Source organism: Pseudomonas sp. B15(2017), from assembly GCF_002113215.1.
In the GTDB taxonomy this organism is placed as follows: Bacteria; Pseudomonadota; Gammaproteobacteria; order Pseudomonadales; family Pseudomonadaceae; genus Aquipseudomonas.
Genome location: NZ_NEJZ01000006.1, coordinates 29909 through 45504, shown reverse-complemented (window position 1 = coordinate 45504; position 15596 = coordinate 29909). Strand labels below are relative to the sequence as shown.

Below are 15596 nucleotides of genomic sequence, written 5' to 3'. Positions count from 1 at the left end.
GCCCCGCCACGGGGCTGCTCAGGGATATCGACCATGCAATGGATGTTCATGTTGATCGGGCTTTTGCTCGGCTGGCTGCTCGACGAGTCGTTCAGCGATGCACTGTTGGGCGCGTTACTGGGGCTCGCCATCGGACAGGCGATGCGCATCGCGCGGCTCGGTTCACAGGCTGCCGAGCAACAGCGTCAGCTGGATCACGCGAAGATCGCGTTGCAGGGCGTCGAACAGCGTCTGTTTCTGCTGGAGGGCGCTCCGGCACATTCGCCGGCACCGGCGAGTGTCGCACCGGCCAGCGAAACGCTCGTTGAGCCTGTCACGGTATTTGAACAACCCTCTGGCGCAGAACCCGAGCTGATCTGGGAGCTGCCACCCGAACTCGAACCTGTCGCCGTCGCCGCCAGCGAAGCTGATCAGCCGCTGCCGGTCGATGCCTGGCGCCCGGAGCCCGTTACCCGCGAACCATCACCGCCTGCCGAACCTCGTGGCCCGAACCTTATCGAGCGCGGCATCAGTGCTGCGCGCAACTGGCTGTTCGGTGGCAATACCGTGCTGCGGGTCGGTGTGGTGCTGTTGTTCTTCGGTCTGGCCTTCCTGCTGCGCTACGCCACCGAAGGCATGGTGGTGCCGATCGAAATGCGTTACGCCGGGGTCGCAGCGGCGGCGCTGGGATTGCTGGCGCTGGGCTGGTGGTTGCGCCATCGCAACAACAGCTACGCCTTGATGCTGCAAGGTACCGGGATTGCGGTGTTGTACCTGACGGTGTTTGCGGCGATGCGTCTGCACCCGCTGCTTGATCCGTCTGCTGCGCTGGGCTTGCTGGTAGCGGTGACGGTGTTCTCGGCCATTCTGGCGATCACCCAGGATTCTCTGGCACTGGCCTGCGTCGCCGCACTGGGCGGTTTCGCCGCGCCGATCCTGACGTCGACCGGCGCCGGCAACCATGTCGCGCTGTTCAGTTATTTCGCATTGCTCAACGCCGGCATCCTGGCCATCGCCTGGTTCAAGGCCTGGCGCCTGCTCAACCTGATCGGCTTCATTGGCACCTTCGGCATCGGTTTCGCCTGGGGCCTGCGTTTGTACACGCCGGAACTGCTGTGGAGCACCGAGCCGTTCCTGATTCTGTTCTTCCTGATGTACCTGGCCATCGGCCTGCTGTTCGCCCGGCGCAAGTTGCTGGACATGCCGGACGCCCCGGCAGAAAGCGATCGTGAGGCGCTGCTGCAGTGGTCGGCGCGCAAGGGTGATTACGTTGACGGCACCATGCTGTTCGGTCCGCCGCTGGTGGGTTTCGGTCTGCAATTCGCATTGATCCAGCATCTGGAGTTCGCCGCAGCGTTCAGCGCGCTAGCGCTGGGCATGATCTACATGGCCCTCGCCAAAGTGCTGATGGGCGGCCGGGCGTTGTTGCTGGGTGAGACTTGCCTGGCGCTCGGGGTGATCTTCGCCAGTCTGGCGATTCCGCTGGGGCTGGATGCGCGCTGGACTTCCGCCGCGTGGGCGGTGGAGGGCGCGGGAATTTTCTGGCTGGGCTTGCGTCAGCAACGACCGTTGGCCCGGGTCTTCGCATTGCTGCTGCAACTGGGTTCGGCGCTGGCGTTTCTCAGCCAGTTACGCATTGGCCAAAGCAGTCTGCTCGACGGTGCGCCGTTGGGCGCATTGATGCTCGGCGCGGCGTTGCTGTTCAGTTTCTATCAATTGCGCAAGGCGTCGCCGGAGCAGACTTCGGCGTGGGAGCGTCAGGGGCAGCCGGTGCTGGCGAGTCTGGGGCTGACGTTCCTTTATCTGCTGGCACCGCTGTTCTTCTTCACGCAGGGCACGGCGATCAGTTGGGCCCTGGCCGGACTGGTGACCTTGTTCGTCGGCTTGCGCCTGCAATCGCGCACATTCCTGTTCACCGCGTTTGCCGTGCAACTGCTCGGCGGGGTGTTGTTCCTGCTGCGCCTGCAAGGAGCAGGCGAGGATTCGGCGGCCGTGTTCAGCGCTGGCTGGAGCGGTTTGCTCAGCGCCTCTCTGATTGGTCTGGCGTTGATCGCCGGCATGCTGCTGGCGGCGCGTGACGAAATGGTGCGCAGCGATGTGCGGCTGTTGCGCGGTTTGTCGGTGGTGCTGCTGGCGGGGCTGGTGCTGGTCAATCTGGCGGTGTTGTTCGTGCTGCCGTGGCAAACCGCGAGTGCGGTGTGGGCGGCCAGTGGCTTGCTGATCATCTGGCTCAGTCTGTACCTCAGGCAGCGCGTGAGTTTTGTCTTCGGTCTGTTGTTGCAGTTGATCGGCGGCGCGGCGTTCTTGCTGGCCGGCCCCGAGTTGCTCGGGCCGTTGTCCAGCGAAGGCCTGCGACCGCTGGCCCATGGCGGTTTCTGGACGCCGCTGGTGCTGGGGCTGGCGGCGATGATCGGGGCGTGGCGCCTGCAACTGGGCAATCACGCGTCGGCGTTCGATGTGCTGAGTTTGCAGCGGTTGTCCGAAGTGTTGCTGGTGTGGGGCGCCGGTTGGTGGGCGCTGGCGTGGGTCAGTGAAGTGCTGCGGTTTGCGCCGCTGAATGTGCAGGCGACGCTGTTGCTGCTGGTCGCTGCGCTGAGCGTCGTGTTGTGGACGCTGTTGGCCTCGCGCCTGAAATGGCCGTCGCTCGGTCTGCTCTGCACCCTGCTGATGCCAGCGGCCGGGCTGTCGTTGCTCGCCGCGTGGCATTCGCGTTATCACCCGGCGGCGAATTTCGGCTGGCTGGCGTGGGCGGTGGTGTTCGTCGTGCATTTCATCAGCCTGCGGCGTCTGGCGCCCATGCTGCCGGCGCGGGTCTTGAGTACGGCGCATGTACTCGGTTGCTGGCTGCTGATCGGCGTGCTGGCGCTGGAATTGCGTTACGGCCTGCTGCTGTTGTCCGAGCAATACAACGCCTGGCGCTGGCTGGGCTGGGCGATTCTGCCAAGCGTGTATCTGTTGCTGATGGCCGCGCCGCGCAACTGGCCATGGCCGGTGGCGGCGTTCCCTCGGGAGTACCGTTTGTACGCGGCGGCACCGCTGGCGGTGCTGATGCTGGTCTGGTTCTGGCTGGCCAATGGCATCAGTGATGGCAACGCCGAACCGCTGCCTTATGTGCCGCTGCTCAACCCGCTGGAATTGGGTCTGCTGTTTGCTTTGTTCGGTGTTTACGTCTGGTCGCGCAGCGCTGTTGCCGAGCTGTCGATCCGCCTGGATTACGCGGCTTACGCCACGCAACTGATTGCCGGTGTTTCGCTGTTCGCCTTCTGCACCGCGCTGGTCACCCGCGCCGCGCACCATTGGGCGGGGATTCCGTTCGAGCTGGATCTGCTGCTCGAATCGATGCTGGTGCAGGCCGGGTTGTCGATCGTCTGGACGCTGATGGCGCTGGGGCTGATGATCGGCGGGCACCTGCGCCATCGCCGCGAAGTGTGGCTGATCGGCGCGGCGCTGATTGCGCTGGTGGTGGCCAAACTGATTTTTGTCGAATTGAGCAACCGTGGCGGACTGGCCCGGATCGTCTCGTTCATCGGCGTCGGCGTGTTGCTGCTGGTGGTGGGCTACTTTGCGCCGCTGCCGCCCAAACGCGCCGAAGCTGCACCGGCGGCGGACAAACCGGCCCCGGAAACCGAAGGAGTGTCGTCTTGAGTCGCAAGCTTAATCTCGGTTGGCTGTTGCTGGGGGTGGCCATGACGGCCGGCGCCCAGGAAAAACCGGCGGACTTCGCCGCGCAGGTGCCGTTGTCGGTAAGTGGCGCAGGCCCGTGGTATCGCCTCGAACTGCCGCTGAGCGTGCAGTTGCAGGCACGTCAGACCGATCTCAGCGATCTGCGGGTGTTCAATGCCGCCGGAGAGCCGCAGGCCTATGCCCTGGCCCGGGAATCAGCACAGACCCGCGACGACGGCCAGTTACATGACGTGAAGTGGTTCCCGCTGTACAACTCGGCGGATGCGACCGAGCGCGCGCCGAGCGTTCGCGTGCAATCCACCACCACCGGCACGCTAGTGGAAGTGCAGCCGTCCAGCCAGCTCGAAGCCGGTGAAGAAGTGCTGCGTGGCTGGCTGCTCGACGCCAGTGCGATCAAGGCGCCGTTGCAGCAACTGATCCTCGACTGGACCAGCGAGCGCGACGGCTTCCAGCGTTTCAGCATCGAGGCCAGCGACGACTTGCAGCACTGGCAAGCCTGGGGCGAAGGCCAGGTCGCGCGCCTGACCTTTGCCGACGAACGGGTCGAGCAACATGAAGTGGCGCTGCCGGGGCAATCGGCGCGGTATCTGCGTCTGCTGTGGGATTCCCCGGCCTCGGCGCCGGAGCTGACGTCGGCACAACTGAAAAGCAGCGACCCGCGTCACCTGCCGCTGCCATTGGTCTGGTCGCCGGCGCTGGCGGGCAGCAGCGGCAAGGTCGGGGAATACACCTGGCAGTTGCCGATGGGGCTGAACATCGAGCGGGTGCAGGTCGAACTGAAGCAGGCCAACAGTCTGGCGCCGGTGACGTTGTCGGGACGTCGCGAAAGCAGTCTGCCGTGGCAACCGCTGAGCAGCGGTCTGCTCTATCGCCTGACCCAGAATGGCCAGGACGTGCTGCAGAACGAATTGCAGCTTTACGGCCAGACCGTGCAGCAGTTGAAGCTCACGGTCGACGAACGCGGCGGCGGCCTCGGCGAACAGGCACCGAGCTTGAAATATGCGGTGCGCGCCACGCAGGTAATCTTCCTTGCCCGTGGTGAAGGGCCGTACAGCCTGGCGCTGGGCAATCCGACCGTGAAGACGGCGAACCTGCCGCTGACCACGCTGATTCCCGATTTCAAACCGGAGAAACTGGCCACGCTGGGCAAGGCCGCGGTGCAGGGCGAAGCGCTGGCGACCCAGACTTCGACGGCCACTGCGGCAGCGACCAGCGACACCAACTGGAAGAAATTCGGCCTGTGGGCGGTGTTGTTGCTCAGCGTGCTGTTTCTGGCGGCGATGGCCTTCAGTCTGCTGCGCAAGCCACCGGCCAAATCCTGAATATGACGGGTGTGGTCGCTACACCCGTCGGGTTTCCAACTACGCTGAATCCGGTGCCTGAACTCTCCAGGTCCGATCACGTCTGATAGCAGGAATTGCACTCGACGCACGTTACCGGGCGTCATTGCTCGCTACGGTTTCAGACTCCCTGTAAACTGCGCGGGTTTTTAGCCCCCCATTCCACCGGAGCCGTCCATGTCCCGCGTTACCCTGAGTCGCTATTTGATTGAGCAGACCCGCAGCAACAACACTCCTGCCGATCTGCGTTTCCTGATCGAAGTGGTGGCGCGCGCCTGTAAGGAAATCAGCCACGCCGTGTCCAAAGGCGCCCTGGGCGGCGTTCTGGGCAGCATGGGCACGGAAAACGTGCAAGGCGAAGTGCAGAAGAAGCTCGACGTGCTGTCGAACGAAATCCTGCTCGAAGCCAACGAGTGGGGCGGTCACCTGGCCGGCATGGCATCCGAAGAAATGGACAACGCCTACCAGATCCCGGGCAAATACCCGAAAGGCGCCTACCTGCTGGTATTCGACCCGCTGGACGGTTCGTCGAACATCGACATCAACGCCCCGGTCGGCACCATCTTCTCGGTACTGCGTTGCCCGAACGAATACCTGAGCCAGAACGAAGCCCTGAACGAAAAGGCCTTCCTGCAGCCAGGTACCCAGCAGGTCGCGGCCGGTTACGCGATCTACGGTCCGCAAACCATGTTGATCCTGACCCTGGGCAACGGCGTGAAGGGCTTCACCCTGGACCGCGAAATGGGCAGCTTCGTCCTGACCCACGAAGACATCACCATTCCTGAAAGCACCCAGGAATTCGCCATCAACATGTCCAACCAGCGTCACTGGGAAGCTCCGGTACAGCGCTACGTTTCCGAACTGCTGGCCGGTGAAGAAGGCCCGCTGAAAAAGAACTACAACATGCGTTGGGTCGCGGCGATGGTGGCCGACGTGCACCGCATCCTGACCCGTGGCGGTCTGTTCATGTACCCGCGCGACAGCCGCGAGCCGTCCAAGCCGGGCAAGCTGCGCCTGATGTACGAAGCCAACCCGATGTCTTTCCTGGTGGAACAGGCAGGCGGCGCTTCCACCGACGGCCACCAGCGCATTCTCGACATCAAGCCTGAAGGCCTGCACCAGCGCGTAGCGGTGTTCCTCGGCTCGAAAGAAGAAGTCGCCCGCGCCACGGCTTACCACAAGGAATAAACCATGACCGCGCCCTGGCAGCCGTTGCTCGATTGGTGGTTCGGTCATGCCGAATCAGCCACTGAAGTTTCGGCGCAACAGGGCAAGTTGTGGTTTGGCAAGAAAGACAGCCAGGACCTCGAAGCGCGTGAGCGTTTCGGGGTCTTTGTCGATCAGGCCCTCGCCGGCGGATTGACCGAGTGGACGCAACGTCCCGAAGGTTGGCTGGCGGTGGTGCTGTTGCTCGACCAACTCCCGCGCATGATCTTTCGCGATACACCCAAGGCTTTTTCCGGTGATCTACGGGCCCAGAAGCTGGTTGCTCAGGGGGTTGCTGCAGACTTCGATCGGCAGTTGAAACCGATCCAGCGACTCTTCATCTACCTTGTCTTCGAACACTGCGAAAACCTCGCGGTGCAGAATGAAGCCGTCTCGCGATTCATCGAACTGGTGGCAGAACAGCCGGAGGCGGAGCGCGGGGTGTTTGCCGACAACCTGGATTATGCCGAGCGGCATCAGAAGGTGATTGCCCGGTTTGGCCGGTTTCCGCATCGCAATGCGGTGTTGGGGCGGGAGTCTACGGTGGAGGAGCTGGAGTTTCTTTCGCAGCCGGGGTCGAGTTTCTGAGCTGCATCAGACTCAGGGATTGCCTTGAAGCAAACGCTTCATCAAGAGTGCAGGCAGGTTTTTTCTCGTATCGGCGATGATATGGATATAAATAGTCTGCTCTCGGACTTCATAAATAATGCGATTCAAACCAGAGATGACTTGCCGATATTGACCAAGGTTCAGTCTTTCTATTTCTTCGGGAATGGATCCTGAATAGGGTAAGGATGCGAGACTGCGAATAGCGACCTTCAAGCTGGCATAAGTGCTATGCCAGGTTTGAGGTGAGAACTGTTTGATGAGGTAGGTGCGAAGATCTTTGAGATCTGTTTCGGCGGACTGAAGAATAACGACCTTCAAACTCATTGGGGGTCGATCCTGTCCAGCTCTGCGAAAACGTCTTCAACGTCCCTGTACTTGCCTTCCTCAATTTCTCGATTTCCCATGGCAAGCAGTTTGAGCAGAGCCATTGTTTCTTCCTGCTCTTCAAAACTCTTGATGTCCATGACTACAAGCTTCGCTTCACCGTTCTGGGTTATCACCAGCGGCTCACGGCTTTCGCTAATCGTTTTGACGATTTCGGCGGTATGGCTTTTCAGGTAACTGATGGGTTTGATCTGGGATGAAAGCTTCACGGGCTGCGCCTCGCTCAGTGGACTAGGACCGAGTTTAGTCTTAATTCAGTCCTGAGTCAGGCCGAGGTGACAAGCGTGTTGTTCCGTCTTCGCGGTTTTACGCGCGAAGACGGCTTCGGACGCCTTAGATCCGGAAACTACCCACCAACTGCTTCAACCGCGCAGCCTGCTGCTCCAGATCCGCACAAGCGCGCAACGTCGCCTGCAAATTCTCGACCCCTTCCTGGTTCAGCGTGTTGATCTCGTTGATATCAACGTTGATCGACTCGACCACCGCTGTCTGCTCTTCCGTCGCCGTCGCCACCGACTGGTTCATGCCGTCGATTTCGCCGATGCGCTGGGTCACGCTGCCCAGGCGTTCGCCGGCCTGGTTGGCGATGCCGACGCTGCTTTCGCTCTCACGCTGGCTCTCGGTCATGATGCCGACCGCCTGACGCGCACCGACTTGCAGCTCTTCGATCATCTTCTGCACTTGCTGCGCCGAATCCTGGGTGCGATGCGCCAGGTTGCGGACTTCATCGGCCACCACGGCGAAACCACGACCGGCTTCACCGGCACGGGCTGCTTCAATGGCCGCGTTGAGCGCCAGCAGGTTGGTCTGCTGGGAGATGCTGGTGATCACTTCCAGAATCTGCCCGATGTTCACAGTGTTGCTGTTCAGGGTTTCGATGTTGCCGCAGGAGTCGCTGATCTTCGCCGACAGTTGCTGCATCGCGTGGATGGTTTTATCCACCACCTGCTGGCCGTCTTCGGCCAGGCTGCGGGCGTCGCTGGAGTGTTGCGAGGCGAGGGCGGCGTTCTGGGCGATTTCCTGGGCGGCGGCGCCGAGCTGGTTGATCGCGGCGGCCACGCTGTTGGTGCGCGAGGCCTGCTGGTCGGAGTTGAACATCGACGAGTTGGACGCGGCGACTACGCGCAGTGCGACTTCGTTGACTTGCCCGGTGGCCGACGACACTTCGCGGATCGAGGTGTGAATGCGCTCGACGAAACGGTTGAACGACAAGCCCAGCGCACCGAATTCATCGTGGCCGTGGATGATCAGGCGTTTGGTCAGGTCGCCTTCGCCTTCGGCGATGTCATGCATGGCGCGGCCCATGGTCAGCAGCGGCTGCATCAGCACACGGATCAGCATGCCGAGCAGGGCGATGATGATCACCACGGCGATGACCATGGCGATCAGCGCCGAGGTACGGAATTCGCTGAGCATCGAGAACGCGGTGTCCTTGTCCAGCACCAGCGCCACGTACCAGTCGGCCGACGGTACGCCGTTGACGTGGGTGAAGGAGATCAGTTGGGTCTTGCCGTCGAACTCGACTTCCTTCAGGCCCGGGCTGACTTTCGGCGCACCGTTGGGATAGGCCTCGGCCAGAGTCTTGAGCACCAGTTTGCTGTCCGGGTGGATCAGGATCTTGCCGTCGGCACTGACGATGAACGCGTGACCGTGGCCGCCGAAGTTCAGTGAGTTGATGATCGCGCTGACACTCGACAGATCAATGTCGGCGCCGGCCACACCGATCATCTGGCCCTGGCGCTGCACCGGCGTGGCCACGGTGATCACCAGTTTGCCCGACGAGGCGGCGATGTACGGCTCGGTGACGATGGTCTGTTGTGCAGCATTGGCTGCCTTGTACCAGCCACGGGCGCGCGGATCGTAATCCGGCGCACGGTTGCCGGCCGGGACCGAGAGCATCACGCCGTCGGCGCCGCCGAAGTAGCTGAGTTGGAAATTGCCGGTGTAGGCGGGCAGGTCGATGATGCGTTTCAGGCTGGCCGGGGCGTTGCCGTCGGCGACGACCTGTTGCGCCATCGATTGCAGCAACTGGATGCGGCTTTCCAGCCAGGTCTGGATGTTGCTGGTGGTCAGACTGCCCAGTTCCTGCATCGACGCTTCGGTGCTGCTTTGCAGGGCTTCGCGCTGGCGATAGTCGTTGAACAAAATGAAACAGGCGAATGCAACGGCCACCACGAGGGCGGCAGCCAACAAGATCTTGTGGCTGAATTTCATGTTTCTGGTCATTAAGGGAGCTACCGCGAAGGGGCTGGTCAAGAAAGGGCGGCAATTTGCCACACTCTGGGGCTTTGCGCTGCTCTTATTTCGACCGCCGCGCGCCAAAGATTAGGCGCCTTTTGCGAAAGGCGACGAAATGCTCAACAGCTTTACAAACTGTCTGATTTATCGGCGAAAGCCGGACGAGCGGGTTAACAAATAGCCGGCCTGCCAGGGAACCAGACAGGGGTTTTCTCTTCTAAGCTTCTGGTTGGCGCCATGCCATCCCCCTTCCGCTCCAGGAGTTACACCATGTCGCTGCGATCTATCGCCCTGCTGTCGTTTTGCGTGCTGTTGGCTGCATGCAGCAAGGTCAATCAGGAAAACTATTCGAAGCTCTCGGCCGGCATGGCCAAGGCTGAAGTCGAGACGCTGCTCGGCAAGCCCACCGATTGCTCGGGCGCGCTCGGCATGTCCAGTTGCACCTGGGGCGACAAGAACAGCTTTATCAGCGTGCAGTACGCCGGTGACAAAGTGCTGATGTTTTCCGGCCAAGGCCTGAAGTAAACCGGGGCTTCGCGCCCACGGGAGAAAAACAATGAAGCGGTTATTGCTTGTCCTTTTGGCCGGCCTGGTATTGGCCGGCTGCGCCACGTCCGGTGAAGATCCGCTGGCGCCGAAGACGGTCAACAGTGTCAATCTCAAGCGTTACCAGGGCACCTGGTACGAACTGGCGCGTCTGCCGATGTATTTCCAGCGCAATTGCGCACAATCCGAAGCCCGATATTCCCTCAAGCCCGACGGCAATGTCGCGGTGTACAACCGCTGCCTGACGGCGGACTGGACGTGGGAAGAAGTCAAAGGCACGGCTTATCCACAGGTGCCGGGCAAGACCGACAAGTTGTGGGTCGAGTTCGATACCTGGTTCTCGCGTCTGATTCCGGGTGTGGCGAAGGGTCAGTACTGGGTGCTGTACGTCAGCGATGACTACAAGACCGCTCTCGTCGGCGACCCGAGTCGCCGCTATCTGTGGCTGTTGTCGCGCACGCCGACCGTCAACGGTGTGGTGCGTGAGGAACTGTTGAGCAAGGCGCGCCAGCAGGGTTACGACACCACGCGCCTGATCTGGCGTACGTCGGATCAGCAGATGGCCAAGACGTCCAACTGACTTCTCCTGTTCTGATCGCTCCCACGCTCTGCGTGGGAGCGATCAGAACAGAGGTTTTGTGTCAGCCCAAAAGCTCTCGCAAGACCTGGGTGAAGGCGCGATTGCTGTCCTCCTCCTCGGCATGTCGCCCCTCGCGCACGACCCACTGACCGTTGACCAGCACATCGCGCACCTGACGGTCGCCACCGGCAAACAGCCAGCGATTGAGAATCCCGTCACCACTGGCCGTGGCCAGGTATGGATCGCTGCCATCGAGCACAATCCAGTCAGCTCGCTTGCCGACTTCCAGCGCACCGATCGGTTGGCCCAGCGCCTGAGCACCACCGTCGAGCGCCGCGTCATACAGCGTGCGCCCGACCATCGGCTGATCTGCGCCATACAAGCGGTTGCGCCGCTGATCGCGCAGGCGTTGGCCGTATTCCAGCCAACGCAATTCTTCCACCACGCTCAATGACACATGACTGTCTGAGCCGATGCCCATGCGCCCGCCCTGCGCGAGGAAATCCACCGCCGGGAAAATACCGTCGCCGAGGTTGGCCTCGGTGGTCAGGCACAGACCGGCGATGGCGCGGCTCCTGGCCATCAGCGTGACTTCTTCCGGATTGGCGTGGGTCGCGTGCACCAGGCACCAGCGCTGATCGACTTCGGTGTTTTCATACAGCCATTGCAGCGGGCGGCGACCGCTCCAGCTTAGGCAGTCGTCCACTTCTTTCTGTTGTTCGGCAATGTGGATGTGCACCGGGCATTGCTTGTCGCTGGCTGCCAGCACTTCGCTGATCTGCTGCGGGGTGACCGCGCGCAAAGAGTGGAAGCACAGGCCCAGCGACTGCGCCTTTTGCTGCGCGAGCAGGGGTTGCAGGCGCGATTGCAGTTTCAGGTAGTTTTCGGTGCTGTTGATGAAACGGCGCTGACCTTCGTTCGGCGTCTGGCCGCCAAAACCGCTGTGGCTGTAAAGCACAGGCAGCAATGTCAGGCCGATGCCGGCGGCACTGGCCGCCTGGCTGATGCGCAATGCCAGCTCGGCCGGGTCGGCGTACGGCTGGCCGTTGTTATCGTGGTGGACGTAATGGAATTCGGCGACCGATGTGTAACCGGCCTTGAGCATTTCGATGTACAGCTGGCGGGCAATCACCCCGAGCTGGTCGGGGCTGATTTTTCCGACGAGCCGATACATCAGATCGCGCCAGGTCCAGAAACTGTCGTTGGGGTTGCCGGCCACTTCCGCCAGTCCCGCCATCGCTCGCTGGAACGCGTGGGAGTGCAGATTCGGCATCCCCGGCAGCAGCGGACCGCTCAGCCGTTCGGCGCCATCTGCGGTGGAATCGGCCTGGATTCGGGTCAACACGCCATCGGCGCTGACCTCGAGACGTACATTGTTGGCCCATCCGTTAGGCAGCAGCGCGCGTTCGGCAAAGAAGGCGGACATGGTTCGGCACCCCATCGTGTGTTATTTGTATATACATATACAGACGTTTGCCTGCCCGGTAAACTCCGGCAAGCTAGCAACTTTCATCCAATGAACAGGGATCCACCGTGCCGACTCCGCCTCCAGTCTCCCCGTTGGCCGCGAACATGGGCGACAGTCCGGCGCCCTTGTACGCCCGCGTCAAACAGATGATCACTCAACAGATCGACAGCGGTAACTGGCCGCCGCATTACCGCGTGCCGTCGGAAAGCGAGCTGGTCAGCCAGTTGGGCTTCAGCCGCATGACCATCAACCGCGCGCTGCGGGAAATGACCGCCGACGGCCTGCTGGTGCGCATGCAAGGCGTCGGTACTTTTGTCGCCGAACCGAAGAGCCAGTCCGCGCTGTTCGAAGTACACAACATCGCCGACGAAATCGCCTCCCGTGGCCATCGCCATACTTGCCAGGTGATCACCCTGGAAGAAGAGGCCGCCGGTTCCGAGCGCGCGCTGGCGCTGGACATGCGCGAAGGGCAGAAGGTCTTTCACTCGCTGATCGTGCACTACGAAAACGACATTCCGGTGCAGATCGAAGACCGCTTCGTCAACGCGCTGGTGGCTCCGGAATACCTCAAGCAGGACTTCACCCTGCAAACGCCTTACGCCTATCTGAACCAGGTCGCGCCGCTGACCGAAGGCGAGCACGTGGTTGAAGCGATCCTCGCCGAAGCGTCCGAATGCAAATTGCTGCAGATCGAAAAAGGCGAGCCATGCCTGCTGATCCGCCGTCGTACCTGGTCGGGTCGTCAGCCGGTGACGGCGGCGCGCCTGATCCACCCCGGTTCCCGTCATCGTCTGGAAGGTCGGTTCCATAAATGAAAGAGTTGAAGGTTCTACGCGCCGAAGGCTACCCGCGCATGCCGTGGAAAAACGGCGGCGGCAGCACCGAGGAAATCACCCGTGACGCCGGCGCCGGCCTCGACGGTTTCGGCTGGCGTCTGTCGATTGCCGACATCGCCGAATCCGGCGGTTTCTCGACCTTCGCCGGTTACCAGCGGGTAATCACGGTATTGCAGGGCGACGGCATGTCCCTGTGTGTCGACGGCGACGATACCCGGCCGTTGTTACCCCTCGACCCGTTTGCCTTCAGCGGCGAGAGCCAGGTGTCCTGCACCTTGCTCGGCGGCGCGATCCGCGACTTCAACCTGATCTACTCGCCGCAGCGTTACAGCGCACGCCTGCAATGGCTGGACGGCGAACTGCGGTTTTTCAGTTCGGCGAGCACGGTGCTGGTCTTCAGCGTCAGTGAACGGCTGGAAGTCACGGTCGGTGGCGGCGCCTCGCAACTCGGCCGCCATGACTGCCTGCAACTGGACGGTAACACCGGTTTGACCGAGATTGCCGTCAATGCCGGTTGCTGCGTGATTGAACTGTCTGCGCGCTGATTCTCTCTACTGCTCGTTCGCACCAGAGCCTGGGAACGATCTAACGATCAACGATCAAAAACCGCTGCTTTGAAAGCAGCGGTTTTTTTTCGTCCCGACGTTCCCGAAATGCGCACCAACTTGTTACCGAACGCCCCAGCGTGGCGCAAAGCCACGCTTTCGTAACAACCTGTCGCTGTCCTCAATCCACCCCGCGAAAAAATTCATGAACGCCGGAGCCCTTGATTCAGGCGCTCTGCAGACCTGTCCTGGATTTTTGTTGAACGGTCCTCCAACAAGTTGGCCGCTTGATTGCATATGCTTGTATGTACAAGTAAAGACGTATGCGTATGAGTCGAACGAGACTCTCCGCAGCGTCCACTGATTCGCTTGTCGCGCACTGAGGCGCACAGGCTGCTTGCCCACTGCCAGGGTTGGTTTGAATTGATCGCTGAGGAGTCTTTTTCGTGACTAACAATAAGCCTACTAAGTTTCGTAATGTTGAGATCCGCGCCGCCCGCGGCAACAAGCTGACCGCCAAGAGCTGGCTGACCGAAGCGCCGCTGCGCATGCTGATGAACAACCTCGACCCGGAAGTCGCCGAGAACCCGAAAGAGCTGGTGGTCTACGGTGGCATCGGCCGCGCCGCGCGTAACTGGGAGTGCTACGACAAGATCGTCGAGAGCCTGACCAACCTCAACGAAGACGAAACCCTGCTGGTGCAATCGGGCAAGCCGGTCGGCGTGTTCAAGACCCACAGCAACGCCCCGCGCGTGCTGATCGCCAACTCCAACCTGGTTCCGCACTGGGCGACCTGGGAACACTTCAACGAACTCGACGCCAAAGGCCTGGCCATGTACGGCCAGATGACCGCCGGCAGCTGGATCTACATCGGCAGCCAGGGCATCGTCCAGGGCACCTACGAAACCTTCGTTGAAGCCGGTCGCCAGCACTACAACGACAACCTCACCGGCAAGTGGGTCCTGACCGCCGGCCTCGGCGGCATGGGTGGCGCCCAGCCACTGGCCGCGACCCTCGCCGGTGCCTGCTCGCTGAACATCGAATGCCAGCAGATCAGCATCGATTTCCGCCTGAAGACCCGCTACGTCGACGAGCAGGCCAAAGACCTCGACGACGCGCTGGCCCGCATCGCCAAATACACCTCTGAAGGCAAGGCGGTTTCCATCGCCCTGTGCGGCAACGCCGCTGAAATCCTTCCGGAACTGGTCAAGCGCGGCGTACGCCCGGACATGGTCACCGACCAGACCAGCGCCCACGATCCGCTCAACGGTTATCTGCCGGCCGGCTGGACCTGGGACGAATACCGCGCCCGCGCCAAGACCGAGCCAGCCGCTGTGGTCAAGGCCGCCAAGCAATCGATGGCCGTTCACGTCAAAGCCATGCTCGATTTCCAGAAGATGGGCGTGCCGACCTTCGACTACGGCAACAACATCCGTCAGATGGCTCAGGAAGAAGGCGTCGAAAACGCATTCGATTTCCCAGGCTTCGTACCGGCCTACATCCGTCCGCTGTTCTGCCGTGGCATCGGCCCGTTCCGCTGGGCTGCGCTGTCGGGTGATCCGCAGGACATCTACAAGACCGACGCCAAAGTCAAAGAGCTGATCCCGGACGACGCCCACCTGCACAACTGGCTGGACATGGCGCGCGAGCGCATCAGCTTCCAGGGTCTGCCGGCGCGTATCTGCTGGGTCGGCCTGGGCCTGCGCGCCAAGCTCGGTCTGGCGTTCAACGAAATGGTGCGCAGCGGCGAGCTGTCGGCTCCGATCGTGATCGGTCGCGACCACCTCGACTCCGGCTCGGTCTCCAGCCCGAACCGTGAAACCGAATCGATGCAGGACGGCTCCGATGCCGTCTCCGACTGGCCGCTGCTCAACGCGCTGCTGAACACCGCGAGCGGTGCGACCTGGGTGTCCCTGCACCACGGCGGCGGCGTCGGCATGGGCTTCTCCCAGCACTCGGGCATGGTGATTGTCTGCGACGGTACCGACGAAGCGGCCGAGCGTATCGCTCGCGTTCTGCACAACGACCCGGGCACCGGTGTCATGCGTCACGCCGATGCCGGTTACCAGATCGCCATCGACTGCGCCAGGGAACAAGGGCTGAACCTGCCGATGATCACCGGCAAATAAAGGGCTTTGGCTTTGTGTGGGAGCGAGCTTGCTCGCGAAGAGGCCGGCACAT

Annotated in this window: 13 protein-coding genes; 9 read left to right on the top strand and 4 right to left on the bottom strand. The window is 61.8% G+C overall.

The genetic code is table 11. From position 1 onward, the window contains the following. Positions 1 to 33: 33 nt before the first annotated feature. From CAF73_RS11065 to CAF73_RS11050, 4 genes are all read left to right on the top strand, one after another. The gene (locus tag CAF73_RS11065; RefSeq protein WP_085702699.1) at positions 34 to 3624 is read left to right on the top strand and encodes a DUF2339 domain-containing protein; all 3591 of its coding nucleotides are present in this window, start codon (positions 34 to 36) and stop codon (positions 3622 to 3624) included. Continuing rightward, positions 3621 to 4985 (top strand): DUF3999 domain-containing protein, encoded by a 1365-nt coding sequence (locus CAF73_RS11060; protein WP_085698073.1) that lies wholly within the window; start codon positions 3621 to 3623, stop codon positions 4983 to 4985. The genes CAF73_RS11065 and CAF73_RS11060 overlap by 4 nt, the downstream gene beginning before the upstream one ends. 195 nt (positions 4986 to 5180) lie before the next feature. Next, a complete protein-coding gene (locus CAF73_RS11055) occupies positions 5181 to 6191 on the top strand; it encodes a class 1 fructose-bisphosphatase (protein ID WP_085698074.1) in 1011 nt (336 codons plus the stop codon). A 3-nt stretch (positions 6192 to 6194) separates the two neighbouring features. Beyond that, complete coding sequence (locus CAF73_RS11050; protein WP_085702698.1) at positions 6195 to 6797, top strand: DUF924 family protein; 603 nt, start codon at positions 6195 to 6197, stop codon at positions 6795 to 6797. A 12-nt stretch (positions 6798 to 6809) separates the two neighbouring features. Here the strand turns inward: CAF73_RS11050 and CAF73_RS11045 are convergent, their stop codons facing one another. The 3 genes from CAF73_RS11045 to CAF73_RS11035 all read right to left on the bottom strand — a co-directional run bounded on the left by CAF73_RS11045 (position 6810) and on the right by CAF73_RS11035 (position 9428). Further along, entirely contained in the window at positions 6810 to 7142 is a 333-nt protein-coding gene (locus CAF73_RS11045) for a type II toxin-antitoxin system RelE/ParE family toxin (RefSeq protein WP_085698076.1), read from the bottom strand. Further along, positions 7139 to 7411, bottom strand: coding sequence for a type II toxin-antitoxin system Phd/YefM family antitoxin (locus CAF73_RS11040; protein ID WP_085702697.1), 273 nt, complete (start codon positions 7409 to 7411; stop codon positions 7139 to 7141). The genes CAF73_RS11045 and CAF73_RS11040 overlap by 4 nt, the downstream gene beginning before the upstream one ends. Positions 7412 to 7535: 124 nt before the next feature. Further along, a complete protein-coding gene (locus CAF73_RS11035) occupies positions 7536 to 9428 on the bottom strand; it encodes a methyl-accepting chemotaxis protein (RefSeq protein ID WP_218191826.1) in 1893 nt (630 codons plus the stop codon). 282 nt (positions 9429 to 9710) lie between these two features. Here CAF73_RS11035 and CAF73_RS11030 point away from each other — a divergent pair, with 282 nt between their 5' ends. Both CAF73_RS11030 and CAF73_RS11025 read left to right on the top strand, forming a co-directional pair. Then, positions 9711 to 9965, top strand: a complete 255-nt coding sequence (locus CAF73_RS11030) for a hypothetical protein (protein WP_007952486.1) — start codon at positions 9711 to 9713, stop codon at positions 9963 to 9965. A 31-nt stretch (positions 9966 to 9996) separates the two neighbouring features. Continuing rightward, positions 9997 to 10566, top strand: a complete 570-nt coding sequence (locus tag CAF73_RS11025) for a lipocalin family protein (RefSeq protein WP_085702695.1) — start codon at positions 9997 to 9999, stop codon at positions 10564 to 10566. A gap of 61 nt (positions 10567 to 10627) precedes the next feature. On the opposite strand, the gene CAF73_RS11020 is transcribed toward CAF73_RS11025, so the two are convergent. After that, a complete protein-coding gene (locus CAF73_RS11020) occupies positions 10628 to 11992 on the bottom strand; it encodes a formimidoylglutamate deiminase (RefSeq protein ID WP_085702694.1) in 1365 nt (454 codons plus the stop codon). Positions 11993 to 12138: 146 nt separating this feature from the next. On the opposite strand from CAF73_RS11020, the gene hutC reads away from it, so the two are divergent. The 3 genes from hutC to hutU all read left to right on the top strand — a co-directional run bounded on the left by hutC (position 12139) and on the right by hutU (position 15544). Continuing rightward, positions 12139 to 12849, top strand: coding sequence for a histidine utilization repressor (gene hutC / locus CAF73_RS11015; RefSeq protein WP_170844914.1), 711 nt, complete (start codon positions 12139 to 12141; stop codon positions 12847 to 12849). Then, on the top strand, positions 12846 to 13415 hold the full coding sequence (locus tag CAF73_RS11010) for a HutD family protein (protein WP_085702693.1): 570 nt from the start codon (positions 12846 to 12848) through the stop codon (positions 13413 to 13415). The genes hutC and CAF73_RS11010 overlap by 4 nt, the downstream gene beginning before the upstream one ends. 446 nt (positions 13416 to 13861) lie before the next feature. After that, on the top strand, positions 13862 to 15544 hold the full coding sequence (gene hutU, locus CAF73_RS11005) for a urocanate hydratase (RefSeq protein WP_085702692.1): 1683 nt from the start codon (positions 13862 to 13864) through the stop codon (positions 15542 to 15544). Positions 15545 to 15596 lie beyond the last annotated feature (52 nt).

Bases quoted from the DNA above. Each gene is read 5' to 3' on its own strand.
- CAF73_RS11065 (WP_085702699.1), top strand. From the start codon at position 34: ATGCAATGGATGTTCATGTTGATCGGGCTTTTGCTCGGCTGGCTGCTC.
- CAF73_RS11055 (WP_085698074.1), top strand. From the start codon at position 5,181: ATGTCCCGCGTTACCCTGAGTCGCTATTTGATTGAGCAGACCCGCAGC.
- CAF73_RS11050 (WP_085702698.1), top strand. From the start codon at position 6,195: ATGACCGCGCCCTGGCAGCCGTTGCTCGATTGGTGGTTCGGTCATGCC.
- CAF73_RS11045 (WP_085698076.1), bottom strand. From the start codon at position 7,142: ATGAGTTTGAAGGTCGTTATTCTTCAGTCCGCCGAAACAGATCTCAAA.
- CAF73_RS11035 (WP_218191826.1), bottom strand. From the start codon at position 9,428: ATGACCAGAAACATGAAATTCAGCCACAAGATCTTGTTGGCTGCCGCC.
- CAF73_RS11030 (WP_007952486.1), top strand. From the start codon at position 9,711: ATGTCGCTGCGATCTATCGCCCTGCTGTCGTTTTGCGTGCTGTTGGCT.
- CAF73_RS11025 (WP_085702695.1), top strand. From the start codon at position 9,997: ATGAAGCGGTTATTGCTTGTCCTTTTGGCCGGCCTGGTATTGGCCGGC.
- CAF73_RS11020 (WP_085702694.1), bottom strand. From the start codon at position 11,992: ATGTCCGCCTTCTTTGCCGAACGCGCGCTGCTGCCTAACGGATGGGCC.
- hutC (WP_170844914.1), top strand. From the start codon at position 12,139: ATGGGCGACAGTCCGGCGCCCTTGTACGCCCGCGTCAAACAGATGATC.
- CAF73_RS11010 (WP_085702693.1), top strand. From the start codon at position 12,846: ATGAAAGAGTTGAAGGTTCTACGCGCCGAAGGCTACCCGCGCATGCCG.